Source organism: Aureibaculum sp. 2308TA14-22, assembly GCF_040538665.1.
Classification (GTDB): domain Bacteria; phylum Bacteroidota; class Bacteroidia; order Flavobacteriales; family Flavobacteriaceae; genus Aureibaculum.
In genome coordinates this window covers 286892-302878 of record NZ_JBEWXT010000001.1, presented here as the reverse complement: position 1 = coordinate 302878, position 15987 = coordinate 286892, and the positions used below count along the sequence as shown (strand labels likewise).

15 protein-coding genes are annotated in these 15987 nt (G+C 33.5%); 1 reads left to right on the top strand and 14 read right to left on the bottom strand.

The window, feature by feature from the left end; all coding sequences use genetic code 11:
* Nucleotides 1–13: 13 nt before the first annotated feature.
* From U5A88_RS01310 to U5A88_RS01285, 6 genes are all read right to left on the bottom strand, one after another.
* A complete protein-coding gene (locus tag U5A88_RS01310) occupies nt 14–511 on the bottom strand; it encodes a ClbS/DfsB family four-helix bundle protein (protein ID WP_354203237.1) in 498 nt (165 codons plus the stop codon).
* Between the two features lie 78 nt (nt 512–589).
* Nucleotides 590–1150, bottom strand: a complete 561-nt coding sequence (locus tag U5A88_RS01305; protein WP_354203236.1) for a DinB family protein — start codon at nt 1148–1150, stop codon at nt 590–592.
* A gap of 192 nt (nt 1151–1342) precedes the next feature.
* The gene (locus U5A88_RS01300; protein WP_451963462.1) at nt 1343–2740 is read right to left on the bottom strand and encodes a Gfo/Idh/MocA family protein; all 1398 of its coding nucleotides are present in this window, start codon (nt 2738–2740) and stop codon (nt 1343–1345) included.
* A gap of 38 nt (nt 2741–2778) precedes the next feature.
* Nucleotides 2779–3198 (bottom strand): hypothetical protein, encoded by a 420-nt coding sequence (locus U5A88_RS01295; protein WP_354203234.1) that lies wholly within the window; start codon nt 3196–3198, stop codon nt 2779–2781.
* A 110-nt stretch (nt 3199–3308) separates the two neighbouring features.
* Complete coding sequence (locus tag U5A88_RS01290; RefSeq protein ID WP_354203233.1) at nt 3309–3905, bottom strand: pseudouridine synthase; 597 nt, start codon at nt 3903–3905, stop codon at nt 3309–3311.
* Nucleotides 3906–3920: 15 nt separating this feature from the next.
* Nucleotides 3921–4436, bottom strand: coding sequence for a hypothetical protein (locus U5A88_RS01285; RefSeq protein ID WP_354203232.1), 516 nt, complete (start codon nt 4434–4436; stop codon nt 3921–3923).
* Between the two features lie 16 nt (nt 4437–4452).
* On the opposite strand from U5A88_RS01285, the gene U5A88_RS01280 reads away from it, so the two are divergent.
* Complete coding sequence (locus U5A88_RS01280) at nt 4453–4584, top strand: hypothetical protein (RefSeq protein WP_354203231.1); 132 nt, start codon at nt 4453–4455, stop codon at nt 4582–4584.
* 43 nt (nt 4585–4627) lie between these two features.
* Here the strand turns inward: U5A88_RS01280 and U5A88_RS01275 are convergent, their stop codons facing one another.
* The 8 genes from U5A88_RS01275 to ilvB form a co-directional block, all read right to left on the bottom strand.
* Nucleotides 4628–5428, bottom strand: coding sequence for a hypothetical protein (locus U5A88_RS01275; RefSeq protein ID WP_354203230.1), 801 nt, complete (start codon nt 5426–5428; stop codon nt 4628–4630).
* Nucleotides 5429–5507: 79 nt separating this feature from the next.
* Entirely contained in the window at nt 5508–7559 is a 2052-nt protein-coding gene (locus tag U5A88_RS01270; protein ID WP_354203229.1) for an ATP-binding protein, read from the bottom strand.
* A gap of 104 nt (nt 7560–7663) precedes the next feature.
* On the bottom strand, nt 7664–9241 hold the full coding sequence (locus U5A88_RS01265; protein WP_354203228.1) for an NADP-dependent glyceraldehyde-3-phosphate dehydrogenase: 1578 nt from the start codon (nt 9239–9241) through the stop codon (nt 7664–7666).
* Between the two features lie 195 nt (nt 9242–9436).
* Nucleotides 9437–10633 (bottom strand): serine hydrolase domain-containing protein, encoded by a 1197-nt coding sequence (locus U5A88_RS01260; protein ID WP_354203227.1) that lies wholly within the window; start codon nt 10631–10633, stop codon nt 9437–9439.
* Nucleotides 10634–10771: 138 nt separating this feature from the next.
* Complete coding sequence (gene ilvA / locus U5A88_RS01255; RefSeq protein ID WP_354203226.1) at nt 10772–12034, bottom strand: threonine ammonia-lyase; 1263 nt, start codon at nt 12032–12034, stop codon at nt 10772–10774.
* A 105-nt stretch (nt 12035–12139) separates the two neighbouring features.
* On the bottom strand, nt 12140–13615 hold the full coding sequence (gene ilvC / locus U5A88_RS01250; protein ID WP_354203225.1) for a ketol-acid reductoisomerase: 1476 nt from the start codon (nt 13613–13615) through the stop codon (nt 12140–12142).
* Between the two features lie 105 nt (nt 13616–13720).
* Nucleotides 13721–14242 (bottom strand): acetolactate synthase small subunit, encoded by a 522-nt coding sequence (gene ilvN / locus U5A88_RS01245; RefSeq protein ID WP_354203224.1) that lies wholly within the window; start codon nt 14240–14242, stop codon nt 13721–13723.
* Nucleotides 14243–14244: 2 nt separating this feature from the next.
* Entirely contained in the window at nt 14245–15978 is a 1734-nt protein-coding gene (gene ilvB / locus U5A88_RS01240) for a biosynthetic-type acetolactate synthase large subunit (protein ID WP_354203223.1), read from the bottom strand.
* Between the last annotated feature and the right edge of the window lie 9 nt (nt 15979–15987).

Genomic DNA, 15987 nt, shown 5'->3' with positions numbered 1-15987 from the left:
ATCTCTATTAATTCTATTTTTTTACTTTTTTAATCAATTTGTAAGCCCAATCATAATGACTGCTTGTAGCTGAAATAAGATAAGCACCTAATGAAGTTGTACCCGTCCATTTATATCTCTTCTTTTCAAAAAGCTCTTCGTTAGTATGTTTTTCTATTAGCTTTTGAATTTTATTAAATGAATCATTGAATAGTTGTCTGGAAGTTTCCAAATTAGTATCCTGATACTTTTCAAAAATAACCCTATTTAAATCTGGTAATGTTTTCCAGGTATAACCTTTGGCAGGCATATCAGGATTTTCTCCACTCATGCCCACTTTATACCAATCTAAGAACATTAAATGCCAATGGTGTAAGTGTGCAAGGACATCTCTGATGTTGCGGTTCAAGGTACCTTTTGGAAAATCAGTGTGTTGTTCTTGGTCAGAAAAAGAGTCAACAAAGTCATTTAGTTTTCTAAAATTCTTTTGACTCAAATCTAGCAGTTCGGCTTTCGTTTTTGGTCTAGGCATGTTTGATAATCTTAAAATTACGGACTATAAATTTACCAAATAAGTACTAAATTCTAACCAAAATAACGGTATGATTTTTTACATTCTTTTAGTAATCAACCTTATTTGACCCATATGATTTGCCTGATGCTCCATTACATGATACCATGCCCAATGGTTATTCATATTACTTCTTTTTACATTGGCTTCAAACCATTTGTCATCTTTAGTTTTTAAGAGACGTAATGTTTCGTTACGCACTTCATCCCAAATTTTGAGGTAATAACTTATAGGTTTATCTTTAAATACTTCTCTTGCATTGCCTCCCAAACTTAGAGCAGTATCCCATTTTTCTTCCTCTTTATTAAAACCTCTATTTTCAAAAGTGTAGAGTTGATAGTACTTTTCTGTGGCTGCCAAATGATAAATTAAAGCACCTATTCTGTTCGCATCATCATCTAATAAAAAATCTGTTTCTTCTTGACTCAGATTGGCAACACTTCGGGTTACTCTACTTTTTAAATCTTCTAGCATAGAAACCATATTCCCTATTTGCGTTGAATATTCTTTTGGGGCTTTAATGGTTTGCCCTTGTACCGAAATAGTACACAGTAACATAGCAAGTATTGAAATTGACAAATATTTAATTTTAGTTTTCATTTATTTAAATTTTAAAATGGTTACGTATAGTTAACAATATTATAATGTTAAGTCATGATGAACTTGTTTGTTCATTGAGGCTATCTTTATTTTTTAATTGAATTTATAAAAGTTCAATCTTAGCAAACCTTGAATCTTCTCAATCTTCATGGCAAGTTAATAATCCGATTATAACAAATTGCTAAAATCAGATTACTTTATTATTGAAAGTGGATTGGTAGCCTTCCAATTACCTCTTGTAAAATCGGGAAACTTTTGCGGCATTCCTCCTTGAGCTACTGAAAGTTCGCTTAATGGAGAAACAGCACTCCAAAAACATCCTTCATATACATTTTGATCTAAAGGAATTCCCTCTTGAAGACATTCAACAATACGGTACATCATAATACCATCCATACCTCCATGTCCACTTCCTTTTGCCGCTTCATTTAACCTTTTATAAAGAGGATGGTCATATTTTTCATACAGTGATGCCAGCTGTTCTCCTTGTGCCCATTGGTGATGATTTTTAGTAGCCCCTTCAACACCACCTTCTAAGGCAACACGTGTAGGAAAGCCTGCAAGTGTACCTTTAGTACCTTGTATCAAATTATGACGTGAGTAAGGTCTCGGACTGGTTTCATCCCACTGTATCATAATTGTTCTTCCTAAATGTGTTTTTATGATAGAAGTATTCATATCTCCTCCTTTAAAATCCAATTGATTCCATTTATGATCTGCAGGGAATTCTTTTTCAGCATATAATTTTCTTCCACGAGCAGGTGTAGAAAAAGAAACTAAGCTTCCAAAATTATCTTCAGTACGTGCTAAATTCATATATTGAGCTACTGGTCCCAGACCATGCGTTGGGTACAGGTTGCCATTTCTTTTAGCATAATGATACGTTCTCCATGAACCCGTTCCGCGTTCTATCTGATTCATTTGACCCCTTAGCTCATGTATATAGGAAGCTTCAGCATGTAAAGGCTCTCCAATCACACCTAGTCTACACATATTTAGATACATCAATTCTTCCCTTGCATAGTTGACATTTTCCATCATCATGCAATGCTTTCCAGTAGTTTCAGATGTGTTAACTATATCCCACATTTCATCTAATGTAAGTGCTAGAGGAACTTCTACAAATGCATGTGCCCCTTTTTTCATAGCTTCAATGGCCATTGGAGCATGATTTTTCCAATTGGTTACTACAAATACCACATCAGGTTTAACCTCATCTAGCATTGTTCTCCATTTATTTTCTCCGCCATAATAGAGTTTGATATTTTTATGTCGCTCTCCAGCTCCAATTTTTTTTGCGGTGTCTCCCCATTTTTTTGCTTTGTCTTCGTAAAGATCACAGACTGCAACCACTTCTGTACCGGGTAATTCAGAAAAGAATTTTAAATGTCCCGGTCCTCTTGCTCCAACACCTATAAATGCCGCTCGCACTTTTTCTAATTTTGGTGCAGCAAAGTCGCCCATATACGTTTGCCTTACTGGCCTTCCAGATGTAATGGTTGACGATTTTGCCAACATTGGTGCCATTGTTATGGCCGCACTAGCTAATGAAGTTTTTCTAAGAAAGTTTCTTCTGTTAATGTTTTTCATCATTATTATTAATGTATTACAGTAAAGGTTTTTTAATTTTAATTCGTTTTCGACATCTTTAAGGCTAGTTTACCACCTATCCATGCCATTGGGATATATGCCAATAGTATGTCAACTACCGTAAACCAAGTTGGTCCAGGCAACATATAATTAATTACAATACCGCCTAACAAAAACAATACACCAATGGCTAAGGCAAATTTCATTTTGTTGTTGGCAGCTATAACACCTGCAATTAGTGCACCTACAAGCGTACCCAATGCATGAGCCAAAAACGGTAAAATAAAATACTTAGGGCCTAGCGTAGGCATAACTTCTGCAAAAGCTTCCATATCATTTACATCTACACCTTCTATTGGTAATATAATATGGCTTAATTTTATTATCCCCATATTTACAATACTACCGCCCAGCCACCCAGCTACAACGGCTAAAATATTTCTTAGAATTGGATTCATGGTTCTTGATTTTGAATTTAAACAACTAATTTAGTGAATAATAACTAAATAGAAATTACTACGAGCAATGCCACATCGTATGTGATAGAAGTTTATATTTAGTAGGCTCGTTAAAAGGATATAAACCTTTGCAAATTGGGCATACTGATTACTTCTTCTGGTTGCATAAGGTTTAAAGTTATCGTGTCAATTCTTACGCGTACTAAGCGTAACGTAGGAAACCCTACAGCCGCGGTCATTTTTCTAACTTGACGAAACTTTCCTTCGATAAGTATAATGCTAATCCAAGAATTGGGACGATGTCTACCTAGCCTTATTTTAGTGTCTGGCTCTGGCAAATTAGGAACATTCAATTTGGTAACTGTACAAGGTTTTGTAACATACTTTTCCCCATTAAGCCCTATTTCAACTCCAGTTTTTAACTTTTCGATAGCTTCTTTCGTAATTACGCCATCCAATTGGGCGTAATATTCTTTTTCTATACCCGAGCGGTTTATGACATCGCTTAACTTACCATCTGTGGTGACTAATAATAGGCCTTCAGATTTTTCATCTAAACGGCCAATCGGCATACTGCCTTCTGGAAAATTATATAGTTCACTTAAAAACCGTTTTTTTCGCAATTCACGCTCACAATTGGAATTGAATTGACTAAGAATACCAAATGGTTTGTAGAGTTTGAAATGTTTGTGTGGTTTATGGAGCATTGACTTTTATTATACTCAATTTTCTAATGATATCTGAGACATAAATTCTAATCTCCCATCCTCTAATGCCTTTACGCTACATCTAAACGTATCTTTTGACTGTAAATTTACAATTGAAAATTCATCAATATAATAATCGCTAATTTCATTCTTTCTTTTCAATTTATATTTTAAGGCATCTAGAGTTTTTATAAAACTTTCAAGATTTGCCTTAGTCATTGTGATATAATAATACCTAGTGGTTGGTATTCCCTTACTAAACATCTCTTTATACAGCCCTTCGTCTGAGATCCATTCCCTTTTGTAAATGGAGTCCGGCATATCAAGAGGGTCAATTGTTTCTTCTAATTCGACAGATGTTGTGTCGTGATTTTGAATTTTAACTTCTTCATAATCCTCAATACCAAGCACTTCTTCTTCATCAATTTCTTCAACGGGAAAATCAAGTTGATAATAGTCTAAAGTGTCTTTTGTTTTTTTACCAATAAGAATTACATCAACACCTGGCATCCACCTATATCCATTATCCAATAAATCAATTCCAGATATGGATTTATCAATTTCGAATGGATGGCGAGTAATCTTTTTTGATTCTATGGAACAACCTATTAAGGACGATAAGAATATTAATATTATAATGTATTTAATCATTTTAGGTATGGATACTTACAACTTTTAAATCTATGAAATTGACAGATATAAATGTCTAGTCATGACAACCGTTATTTGTCTATCAGTTGAGTTTTCAATTGAGCTTCAAATAATTTTTCAATATCGGACTTGCTTAAATTCTCTATATACTCAACATCATCTTTATTAAAATTACTACTAAAGAAAAAATTGGCGTTTCCAGTCATAGTGTAGTTCAAAATACTATCCAACTTAACTTTAAATTGACCGTCCGGTAGTTCCTCTATTTGCACTTTTGTCGCAATCCAAGTGCTTCTCTCTGGAATATCAACTGTGAACCTATATCCACCCACATTATCAGGTCTATAAAAGTACCTATTTAATTTTATGGAATCAATTTCTGAGGTTATGATGGTTTCGAAATCTGATTTCATATCATAACTATGCGACATTCTAGGTTGTGATGTGGCAATAAACGCAAAGCAACAAATCCCAACAATTATGGGTTTAAATATTTTATTGATTTTAGTAACACTTTTAAACTCCAAATTCCAATACTGATATGAGAAAGGCAACATAAATAGGGCAAATAAATCTGAATAATCTACCACGCGATTTATACCAATTCCGTTAGCGTGAGCAATGTCAAAAAGCGATTGTGAAAATTCTGATTTCCAAAACACAAATAAAAGTGCTGTAAAAATGTAAATGGACTTGATTCTTTTCGGAAAAAAACAACTAAAAAAATAAGGAAAGGCAAATAAGCCTGCAAAATCGGACAACTTACCTGTCAGATAATTATGGTATTCATATTTTAGGTATAAGTCGTTAATCAGTAAGAGAAATACTGAGACTAGAAATAGAATTCTATAGAGGTGTTTTTCCTGGATCATATTTTTTTATTAACTATTAAAAATTCCTGGGAACGTTCAATATGAAAGAACTATTATTGGGTGGATTCTAAGCTGGTTTCTAGTTCACCGATACTTTTTTTAAATGCGATCTTAACTTCGTTAATTCAAGTGTCGAAAATTCTTCCTTTATAGTTTCAAGAACTGAATTATCCTTTATTTTTAATCCTTTCGACATATAATTAAGCTTACGTTTCAAATTATAAAATAAATCAGACCATTTTACAATCCAAATTGAAATATTTTCATTTTCATTCTTCCAAAACAAATATGGATGATTAAACGCTTTATTAGCCCCTTTAAATTGCTGTTTACCTCGTGCATTTAAATCTGAACTTACCAAGATAATAGTATAATGTAATTGATCTGAAAAACTACCTTGATTCTCAATTTCGTACGCATATTTTTGAGCTTGTTCAATTTCTTTATGCCCAATTTTAACTCTTGGAGCTTTCAATTCAACTATCAAAACTTCTTTTTTGTCTTCATCAATAATTTTTTCACTGTATAAGAATAAGTCCGTTATTGATTTAGATTTACCTTTTACACTTTCTATGACGTTGTCATTTTTTTTCTTAGAAATTTCAGTTTTCATTACTTTATTTCTTAGGTCGAATAAATTCTTATAAAGTGATTTATCTGATAACAAATTTGTTGAATCATTATATTCTTCGCCAAAAACCCACAACATATTTTCAAGTATTTTGTGCAATTCCGTCCTCTCTTTAACGTGTTTAGATATATCTGTATAAATTAATTTTTCCAAAAAAGAAATTGATTGTAGTTTATTTACAACCTTTTCATTAAATAATAATAGATCCTCTAAATCTGCTCGGTCCATTATTTGTCTGAATTTTCCTATAAAGTCATCACTCAATTTTAGTATTGACTTTAATACTTCAGTAATATCTGTATTTCCTATTGCCCTATCAATAAGAGGGTAAACAACTTCACGCAATTTTTGATCATTCTGAAGAACCTGATATTTTTCTTCAACTATATAAGCTAATTTATCAAATACTATAGTTTTAGAAATAATCTTTTGCCTGCCGTTATGTTTCTTATATGGGTAATATTTATCAGAATGTAATTTATCTTGAAAATTCTCGTACTGTTGATTTCGTACTCTAAAAAAGTCGCTTACTATTATTTTAACATGTTTTCTGAAATGAGATACAACTGGGTCTAGATCTCCCATATCTAAGTTTCTGAACAAATTTGTTGGCAGAGTATCAATATTCAAATAAACAAACCAATCTCCGATTTGAGGATTTAGCCAATCAGCATCAAATTCATATCCTGTAACTATGGTTTTGACTCCAGCATTTGTTGAAGTAACAAAGACTTTTCTTTTATCTAATGTAGACTTCAGTTTGATAGCGTTTAGTTCTATTTGATGTGTTACCCCTTTTCTATCTTTATAATCAATAATTTTATTGGTAGGATCTCCATCAATAAAACTACTAGGATTTATTACATTATTATTCAAATGAAAATTAACCTTTTTGTTAAATATTAGCATTGGATAACTCTCAAAAAGAGCTAAAGGAAGATTCTCTTTTAAGAATTTTGCTGTGATTTTGTTTCGAATAGAATTCCCAGTTTCAACGTAATCAAACAGTTGAGTAATTGTTACCTGATAATATGTATCGTAATTTTCTCCTACCAAAATTTCTTCTATTGTATTTATTTCAATTTCATCAATATTCTGTGCAGAGCTGAAAACGGAATATTCTAATGGTATATTAATTTTTGAGTATGTATCATCATCAGAGTCATAGGCAATGGTTTCAATTTCTACTTTTTTACCAATTTGAAGCGAAGCAAACCTTCCAATCCCTTTACCGTCAACTTTATTTGCCGTACCAATATTCAATAACCTTTCTTTGACATCATTTATGTGAACCCCAACACCATCATCTTTAACCACAATTTTCTTTATAACTTTATCAGTTACCTCACTCGGTTTAGAATAGGTTATATCAATCCAAACATTTTCAGCAGAAGCTTGAATTGAATTATTTAACAATTCAGAAAAAGCAAAATACGTATTCAAATATCTAGTAAAAAGATCATTTATTAATCGTGAATTTGCTGTAAATTTCCTTTTCATTAGTTTTATTCGTTTAATTTTTGAAATATGTTATAACATTTTCATAAAATGTTGATTTATAGTTGCAATATAATTCTTTTAGTAAAATTATTTTACAAAAGATTCTACAAAATATAATCCGTACTTATGAAATTCGACTTCTTAGAATCCAGCAAATCTTGTAAAATTTTGTTGTTGTAATCATTATCCTTTGAAGCTACAAAAGTTCTGACAGAAAAAGAACGTAAAGCGTCGTGTACACTTAAGGTTGAAACCGCAGAATCTTTACGACCAGAAAAAGGAAATACATCTGGGCCACGTTGGCATAAACTGTTTAGATTTACTCTGCACACTAAATTAACACAAGCATCAATCAATTTAGATAATTGATTTACATCTTTACCAAATAAACTGACTTGTTGCCCATAATTAGAATCGGCTATTTCATCTAAAGGCTCTTGAAGATCTTTAAAAGTGCGAATGGGCACTACCGGTCCAAACTGTTCCTCTGCAAACACTCGCATGTCTTTAAACACAGGGTATAATACCGCTGGGAATATAAAATTATCATATTCTTCCCCACCTTTTTTATTAATTATAGTGGCCCCTTTTTCTTTGGCATCGGCAATCAATTCTTTTATATAATTGACCTTTCCAGGTTCAGGTAAGGGTGTTAAATCTACATCCATGTCCCAAGGATTGGCAAATTTTAAAGCATCTACTTTTTCACAAAAACGTTTGTTAAACTCTTCAGCGATATCTTCATGAACGTACAAAATCTTCAACGCGGTACAACGTTGTCCGTTATAAGCCAATGTACCCGCAACACATTCGTCAACCGCTAGTTCTAAATCTACATCTGGTAAAATAATCGCCGGATTTTTTGCTTCCAAACCTAATACCAATCGCAATCTGTTTGATTTTGGGTGTAACTTTTGCAACGCATTGGCCGATGTACTATGCCCTATTAACGCCAATACATCAACTTTACCTGTTTCCATAATTGGTGACGCTACTACGCTACCTCTTCCATAAATAATGTTTACTACACCTTTCGGGAAACATTCTTTAAATAGCTGCAATAATGGAGATAGCAATAAAACTCCATGCTTTGCCGGTTTAACAACCGTTGTATTTCCCATTATCAATGCAGGAATTAGCAAGCAAAAAGTTTCGTTTAGAGGATAATTATAAGGCCCTAAACAGAAGACAACGCCCAAAGGTCCTCTTTTAATATGTGCATTGATACCGCTGTTTTTCTCAAAGCGGGCACTATTTCGATCCATTTGTTTGTACTCTTCGATAGTATCGTATATATAATCTATGGTTCTATCAAATTCTTTTTGAGCATGATCAGTAGATTTACCAATCTCCCATAGTAAATATTTTACTACTTGGCCTCTTTCCTTTTTCATTAATTCAACGAATTTTTCCATACAAGCAATACGATCTTCAACTTTCATTGTGGGCCATACCCCTTGACCTTTATCATAAGCATTACAAGCCGCTTCAAGAGCCTCAACAGCTGTTTCTGTTTCCATATAAGGAATTGTACCTAACAATGTAGGTTTATAATCTTCCGTAGAAGAAATGGTGGAAAACACTTCAGTAGTTTTGCCTGTCCATTCTTTTAATTCGCCATCAATCAAATAGGTGTTTTGATGTAATGGTGCTGAAATTTTATATTGTGTTGGAATGTTCATTTTGAATTCGTTTTAAAAAGTAAAATTAGTGTTTTAAAAGACAAGGAATAGTAAGATTTATAAAAAGGATGTTTACTCAAAAAAAAATTAATTTCATGTAATCTATTATAAAATTCCTCTGCCGAGTACTAGGCAGAGGAATTGCATTTCCAATATCAAACCAAAAAGTCTTTTGGCTTTGTGTGGCAGAAATAGTTATTTCCGTTCTAACACAAACAATTCAGCAATTTTATAGGCAACATCAAACAAGTCCGTTGACTTTCCGTTTTTATTCATTGCTACAGCTACTGTTACATTATAATCTGGCAACAAAATTAACATTGCAGTAGAACCCATTGCTGTTCCTCCATGGTGAATAATATTTACTTCTCTATTATCTTTAAACACTTTCGTACTCTTATCAATTCGCCAACCCAACCCATAGTTTTGCTTATTTACAGTTCCATTTTTAAGTACAACAGGCTCAACTAACATTTTTGTTGTTGTTACATCTATTAATTTATTATTGAGAACTGCATTCCCAAATTTTACTAAATCAGATGGTGTAGAAAGAAAGCCTCCACCAGCAAATTTACTGCTACTATTCGTTTTGTAAGCTTCTTTTACCTTTCCTCCCTCAACGTCATAGAATTTTGCAATATTGTCCGTTGGATTGTCCATTCGGTCCGGCATTGTTTCAGACATAGCTAAAGGTTCAAACACCTCTGTTTGCATAAAGTCAAGAAAGTTCATTTTAGAAGCTCCTTCAATAACCCCACTTAATAAATTGTAATTATACGTCGAGTAACTAAAATCTGTACCTGGTTCAAATAGAAGTTTATCATCGTTAAATATAGAAATACTTTCCTCAATGGAACTGTACTCATCGTTATCATAAAACTCCCAAATAGGTAAACACAAACACATACCATAGTTTCTAATGCCAGATGTGTGCGATGCCAATTGTTCGACTGTTAATTTAGACAATTCATTACTTGCATACGGTACATGGTCTTTTACAATAGAATTTGGAGTAAGAATTTTGTCCTGAAACAAAACTCCTAATCCTATAGAAGTAAGGGTTTTGGATGTGCTGCCAATTCTATATTTAGTCTGTTCATCTGCCAGAATCCTTTTGCTAATATTTGCATAACCAATAGAATTTGACCAGATTATGCTATCATTCCTCCCAATAGCAACAGAAAGAGAAGGTGTTTTAAGTTTAACTAATTCTTCTTTTATTATTTTGTTTGCTCTAATTGCAGAAGGCTTTGAATAAAGAGTTTTAGGTTGAAAATTATCCAAAACTGGCATTTCAGTTCTGCCAAAGTTATGCGTAAAGACAGGTTCAAAAAGGAAATAACATAAAATCAGAAGTCCAATTGGTATAAGTATTCTTATTAATTTTCTCACTCGATTAGTTTCTTACAAGACGATAAAGTTACTTGTTTGTTACTTTTATGTCAAATTAATGTTACGATAGGAAACTTATTGTGATTATCTAAATAAGTAAAAGCTGTTGACAAAATTAATAATGAAATGTAATCACACTTAAACCAAAAAGTCAAACAGATCAGGTTTGTCATTAATATAATCTCCAAAAAAGTTATGAGCTTTCATTCTGGCAATAAGTGGTTCTAAATCTTCTTCATTTTTTAACTCAATACCCACCACCGCTGGGGCATTTTCTTTACTATGTTTTTTGGTATATTCAAAATGCGTAATATCATCATTTGGCCCTAAAATATCGACTACAAATTCCCTTAATGCACCTGCCCTTTGCGGAAAACGAATGATAAAATAATGTTTTAGATTAGCATACAACAAGGCTCTTTCTTTAATTTCAGCCGTTCTGGTAATGTCATTATTACTTCCACTAACAATACAAACGATATTCTTACCCTTGATTTCTTCCTTAAAATTGTCTAAAGCAGATATGGATAATGCTCCAGCAGGCTCAACAACAATAGCATCTTTGTTATACAGCTCTAAAATGGTTTGACACACTTTACCTTCTGGAATGGTTATCATGGTGTACAAATTTTCTTTGCAGATTTCAAAGGTCAAATCGCCCACTTGTTTTACAGCAGCTCCGTCTATGAATCTGTCTATTTTATCTAGAATCACTACTCTTTCTTGTTGTATCGCTTCTGACATTGACGGTGCTCCTAAGGGCTCTACACCAATAATCCTTGTATTAGGTGATAACTGTTTAAAAATACTTGATAGACCTGAAGCCAATCCACCACCACCTACGGCTAAAAAAACATAGTCAATTGGTACTTTGGTTTGTTCAATAATTTCTAAACCAACTGTTGCCTGCCCTTCTATAATTTTTACATCATCAAATGGGTGGACAAAAGTTTTATTCTGATCCGAACATAGCTTTTTTGCACTAATGGAAGCATCGTCAAACGTATCTCCTTTCAACACCACTTCAACAAAAGTGCCACCAAACATCTTAACTTGTTCTATCTTTTGCTTAGGTGTTGGTGTTGGCATTACAATTGTGCCTTTAATCTTTAGCTTATTACAAACAAAAGCAACTCCTTGGGCATGATTTCCTGCACTCGCACATACAATTCCGTTTTCAATTTCTTTTGTAGATAAGGAGCTAATTTTATGATACGCTCCTCTTATTTTATAACTTCTAACTTGTTGTAAATCTTCTCGTTTTAATAACACATTAGCCCCAAATTTTTTTGAAAGATTTAGGTTTTTCTGTAAAGGTGTTTTTACTGCTACATCTTTTAAAATCTTTGCAGCTTGTTTTACGGATTCTAAGTTTATATTATTATGAGTGTTTTTTTTCATTCAATTATTGTGCTAACCTCATACAATTTCCTAAAAGACCTCACAGGTTTTTGAAACCTGTGAGGTCTTACTTTTATATTTACAATTCTAACTTTTAATAGTTATTTAGACTATTTTCTTCATGGCTGTCATGGAAGCTCTTAAACTTTCTCCTATTTCCTCAACTGGATGTTGTCTGATTTCTTTGTTAACCGCAATCAACTCTTGATTTTCAACGCCAGCATCTTTGCCTTTTCCAAAAAATGTACCAATTACATCGGTATCTATGCCTTTCATAAAATCAGTCAATAATGGTTTACACGCATGATCAAATAAATAGCATCCGTATTCTGCAGTGTCAGAAATAATTCTGTTCATTTCAAACAATTTTTTTCTGGCAATAGTATTGGCAATCAACGGTGTTTCGTGTAACGATTCGTAATAAGCCGATTCTGGTTTAATACCCGCTTCTGTCATAGTTTCAAATGCCAATTCAACACCTGACTTTACAAAAGCAACCATAAGCACGGCATTATCAAAATATTCTTGTTCTGCTATATTTTGACTTGTGTTTTCAGTTTTTTCAAATGCGGTTTCACCAGTAGCTTCCCTCCAACTTAATAAGTTTTTATCTCCATTAGCCCAATCTTCCATCATGGTTTTAGAAAAATAACCATTCATAATATCATCCATGTGTTTTTCAAATAATGGACGCATAATTTGTTTTAAAGCTTCGGATAACTGAAACGCTTTTATTTTGGCCGGATTAGACAATCTATCCATCATGTTAGTAATACCACCATGTTTTAAAGCTTCGGTGATGGTTTCCCATCCGTATTGGATCAGTTTTGAAGCATAACCCGCATCAATTCCTTTTTCGGTCATTTTATCAAAAGACAAAATAGAACCTGTCTGTAATAAACCACAAAGAATAGTTTGCTCACCCATCAAATCTGATTTTACCTCAGCAACAAAAGAAGAGTTTAGCACCCCTGCTCTATCTCCTCCCGTTCCAGCAGCATAGGCTTTTGCTTGAGCAAAACCTTTTCCTTCAGGGTCATTTTCAGGATGTACCGCAATTAGCGTAGGTACTCCAAATCCTCTTTTATATTCTTCACGCACTTCTGAGCCTGGAGATTTTGGAGCAATCATAATTACTGTGATGTCTTTTCTAACCTGCATTCCTTCCTCTACAATATTAAAACCGTGTGAATACGATAATGTAGCTCCCTTTTTCATCAAAGGCATAACGGCTTTTACAACATTAGTATGTTGTTTGTCAGGTGTTAAATTTGAAACCAAATCAGCAGTTGGAATCAATTCGTCATAAGTACCAACCGTGAAACCGTTTTCACTTGCATTTTTAAACGATGCTCTCTTTTCTTTGATAGCTCCTTCTCTTAATGCATAAGAAACATCTAAACCTGAATCACGTAGATTTAAGCCTTGGTTCAGTCCTTGAGCACCACAACCTACAATTACAATTTTTTTGCCCTTTAAGGCTTTTACACCTTCTGAAAATTCCGATTGATCCATAAAATCACATTGTCCTAATTGTTCTAATTGTAATCGTAAAGGAAGTGTGTTAAAATAATTTATCATTTTTTAATACTTTATTATTGTTTGATTAATTTTTTTGATGTTACCCATAAGTATAACGCCCCTAATGAGCTTCGCTCGGTATCTTCAAGGGGACAGCTATTCATATTAGTTAAATTCATGTAATAATTCTGAAATTGCCATTTTAGATCTTGAAATGGCGATTCGTCCAGAGCGAACGAATTGCAATAGACCGTATGGTTTTAATTTGTCATGCATATTGTCTATCTCATCTTTAAGACCCGTAGCTTCAATCACAAAATAGTTAGGTGTGATGGCAACAATATTTGCTCTTCTAAATTTTAATCTGCTCTGAATATCTTCATCATATAAATGTTTTGAAGAGATCTTAAACAAAGCCGTTTCCTGATAAATAATCTCGTCCTCAGTATGCGAATAAGCTTTAATCACCTCAATCTGCTTTTCCAATTGACCGATTAATTTGTCAGCTTGAGACTTAGTAATGTTAACCACAAAAGTAAATCGATGTACATCTTCAATTTCTGATTTAGAAACCGTCATACTTTCAATGTTGATATGACGCTTTAAAAATATTGCAGAAAGACGGTTTAATATGCCTATATTATTTTCGGTATATACCGAAAAAGTGAATTTTTGAATATCTTCCATAATTAGCTTAATCTTATATCTGAAACACTTGCCCCAGAAGGAATCATAGGGAATACATTATCTTCTTTTTCTACACAAACTTCTAAAAAGTACGCATCTTTTGAGTCCATCATTTTCTGAACTGCAGTTGCCAAATTTTCACGTTTAGAAACACGTTCCGCTTCCATATGATAACCCTTTGCAATAGTCACAAAATCAGGATTTACCATTTCTGTTGAAGCATATCTCTTATCAAAAAATAACTGTTGCCATTGACGTACCATTCCTAAAAATTCATTATTCAATACAACAATTTTAACAGGTACTTTTGTTTGGTAAATAGTGCCGAGTTCTTGAATTGTCATCTGATAACTACCGTCACCGATAATGGCTACCACTTCTCTATCCGGTTGTCCCATTTTGGCTCCAATGGCTGCTGGTAACGCAAAACCCATAGTACCTAAACCACCAGATGTAACATTACTTTTAGATTGGTTAAATTTTGCATATCTACATGCTATCATTTGATGCTGACCAACATCAGAAACTATTATAGCATTACCTTTTGAGGCTTCGTTAATCTCTTTTATAACTTCAGCCATTGTCAATCCATCCTTTTCTGGATGCAAATCATTTTTAATGACTTTATTAAATTCAATTGTCATGTGCTCTTTAAACTCTTCCATCCAATCTGGATAAGAATTTTTATCGATTTTTGGTAAAATTTTAGCCAGCGTTTCTTTTACATCACCTAAAACGGCAACATCTGTTTTTACATTTTTATCAACCTCAGCTGGATCAATTTCAAAATGGACAATCTTAGCCTGCTTGGCATATGTATTCAAATCGCCTGTTACACGATCATCAAATCGCATTCCGATAGCAATTAGTGCGTCACATTCATTCGTCAATTTATTAGGTCCATAATTTCCGTGCATACCCACCATTCCTACATTTAAAGGATGGTCAGTTGGTAAAGCCGATAACCCCAAAATAGTCCAAGCCGATGGTATTCCTGCTTTTTCGATAAAGGCCTTAAACTCTGCTTCTGCCTTTCCTAAAATAACACCTTGTCCGAAAACAATCATTGGTTTTTTAGCATTATTAATAATTTCGGCAGCAGCATTAAGAGCATACTCTTTTACTTCGGGGGTTGCTTTATAGCTTCGCACCGAAGTACATTTTTTATAATCAAAATCAAATTTATCAAACTGAGCATTTTTGGTAATATCAATTAATACAGGTCCTGGTCTCCCAGAACGAGCAATATAAAATGCCTTTGCCATAATTTCAGGTATTTCAGAAGCTTTGGTAATTTGATAATTCCATTTGGTAACAGGCATAGAAATACCAATAATATCCGTTTCCTGAAAAGCATCAGAACCCAATAGGTGTTTTGCTACTTGACCCGTAATACAAACCATAGGCGTTGAATCTATTTGAGCGTCTGCAATTCCTGTAACTAAGTTGGTTGCTCCAGGACCCGAAGTTGCAATTGCAACACCTACTTTACCTGTAACCCTAGCATAACCCTGAGCCGAGTGCGTAGCCCCTTGTTCGTGGCGTGTTAATACATGTTGTAATTGATCTTGATATTTATATAACTCATCATAAACAGGCATAATTGCTCCGCCAGGATAGCCATATATTAAATCAACCCCTTCTTCCAATAAACATTTTATAACGGCCTCAGCACCCGAAATGTTTACTTTTTTTGAAGTTGTAGTCTTTTTAACAGTTTGTGTTTCTGTACTCATAATTTATAT

What these genes read in the sequence shown, in the direction of transcription:
- U5A88_RS01305 (WP_354203236.1), bottom strand. Translation starts at nt 1,150, where the DNA reads ATGAAAACTAAAATTAAATATTTGTCAATTTCAATACTTGCTATGTTA.
- U5A88_RS01275 (WP_354203230.1), bottom strand. Translation starts at nt 5,428, where the DNA reads ATGATCCAGGAAAAACACCTCTATAGAATTCTATTTCTAGTCTCAGTA.
- U5A88_RS01265 (WP_354203228.1), bottom strand. Translation starts at nt 9,241, where the DNA reads ATGAACATTCCAACACAATATAAAATTTCAGCACCATTACATCAAAAC.
- U5A88_RS01310 (WP_354203237.1), bottom strand. Translation starts at nt 511, where the DNA reads ATGCCTAGACCAAAAACGAAAGCCGAACTGCTAGATTTGAGTCAAAAG.
- ilvB (WP_354203223.1), bottom strand. Translation starts at nt 15,978, where the DNA reads ATGAGTACAGAAACACAAACTGTTAAAAAGACTACAACTTCAAAAAAA.
- U5A88_RS01290 (WP_354203233.1), bottom strand. Translation starts at nt 3,905, where the DNA reads ATGCTCCATAAACCACACAAACATTTCAAACTCTACAAACCATTTGGT.
- U5A88_RS01295 (WP_354203234.1), bottom strand. Translation starts at nt 3,198, where the DNA reads ATGAATCCAATTCTAAGAAATATTTTAGCCGTTGTAGCTGGGTGGCTG.
- U5A88_RS01270 (WP_354203229.1), bottom strand. Translation starts at nt 7,559, where the DNA reads ATGAAAAGGAAATTTACAGCAAATTCACGATTAATAAATGATCTTTTT.
- ilvA (WP_354203226.1), bottom strand. Translation starts at nt 12,034, where the DNA reads ATGAAAAAAAACACTCATAATAATATAAACTTAGAATCCGTAAAACAA.
- U5A88_RS01280 (WP_354203231.1), top strand. Translation starts at nt 4,453, where the DNA reads ATGGATTTATCAATTTCGAATGGATGGCGAGTAATCTTTTTTGATTCT.
- ilvC (WP_354203225.1), bottom strand. Translation starts at nt 13,615, where the DNA reads ATGATAAATTATTTTAACACACTTCCTTTACGATTACAATTAGAACAA.
- ilvN (WP_354203224.1), bottom strand. Translation starts at nt 14,242, where the DNA reads ATGGAAGATATTCAAAAATTCACTTTTTCGGTATATACCGAAAATAAT.
- U5A88_RS01300 (WP_451963462.1), bottom strand. Translation starts at nt 2,740, where the DNA reads ATGAAAAACATTAACAGAAGAAACTTTCTTAGAAAAACTTCATTAGCT.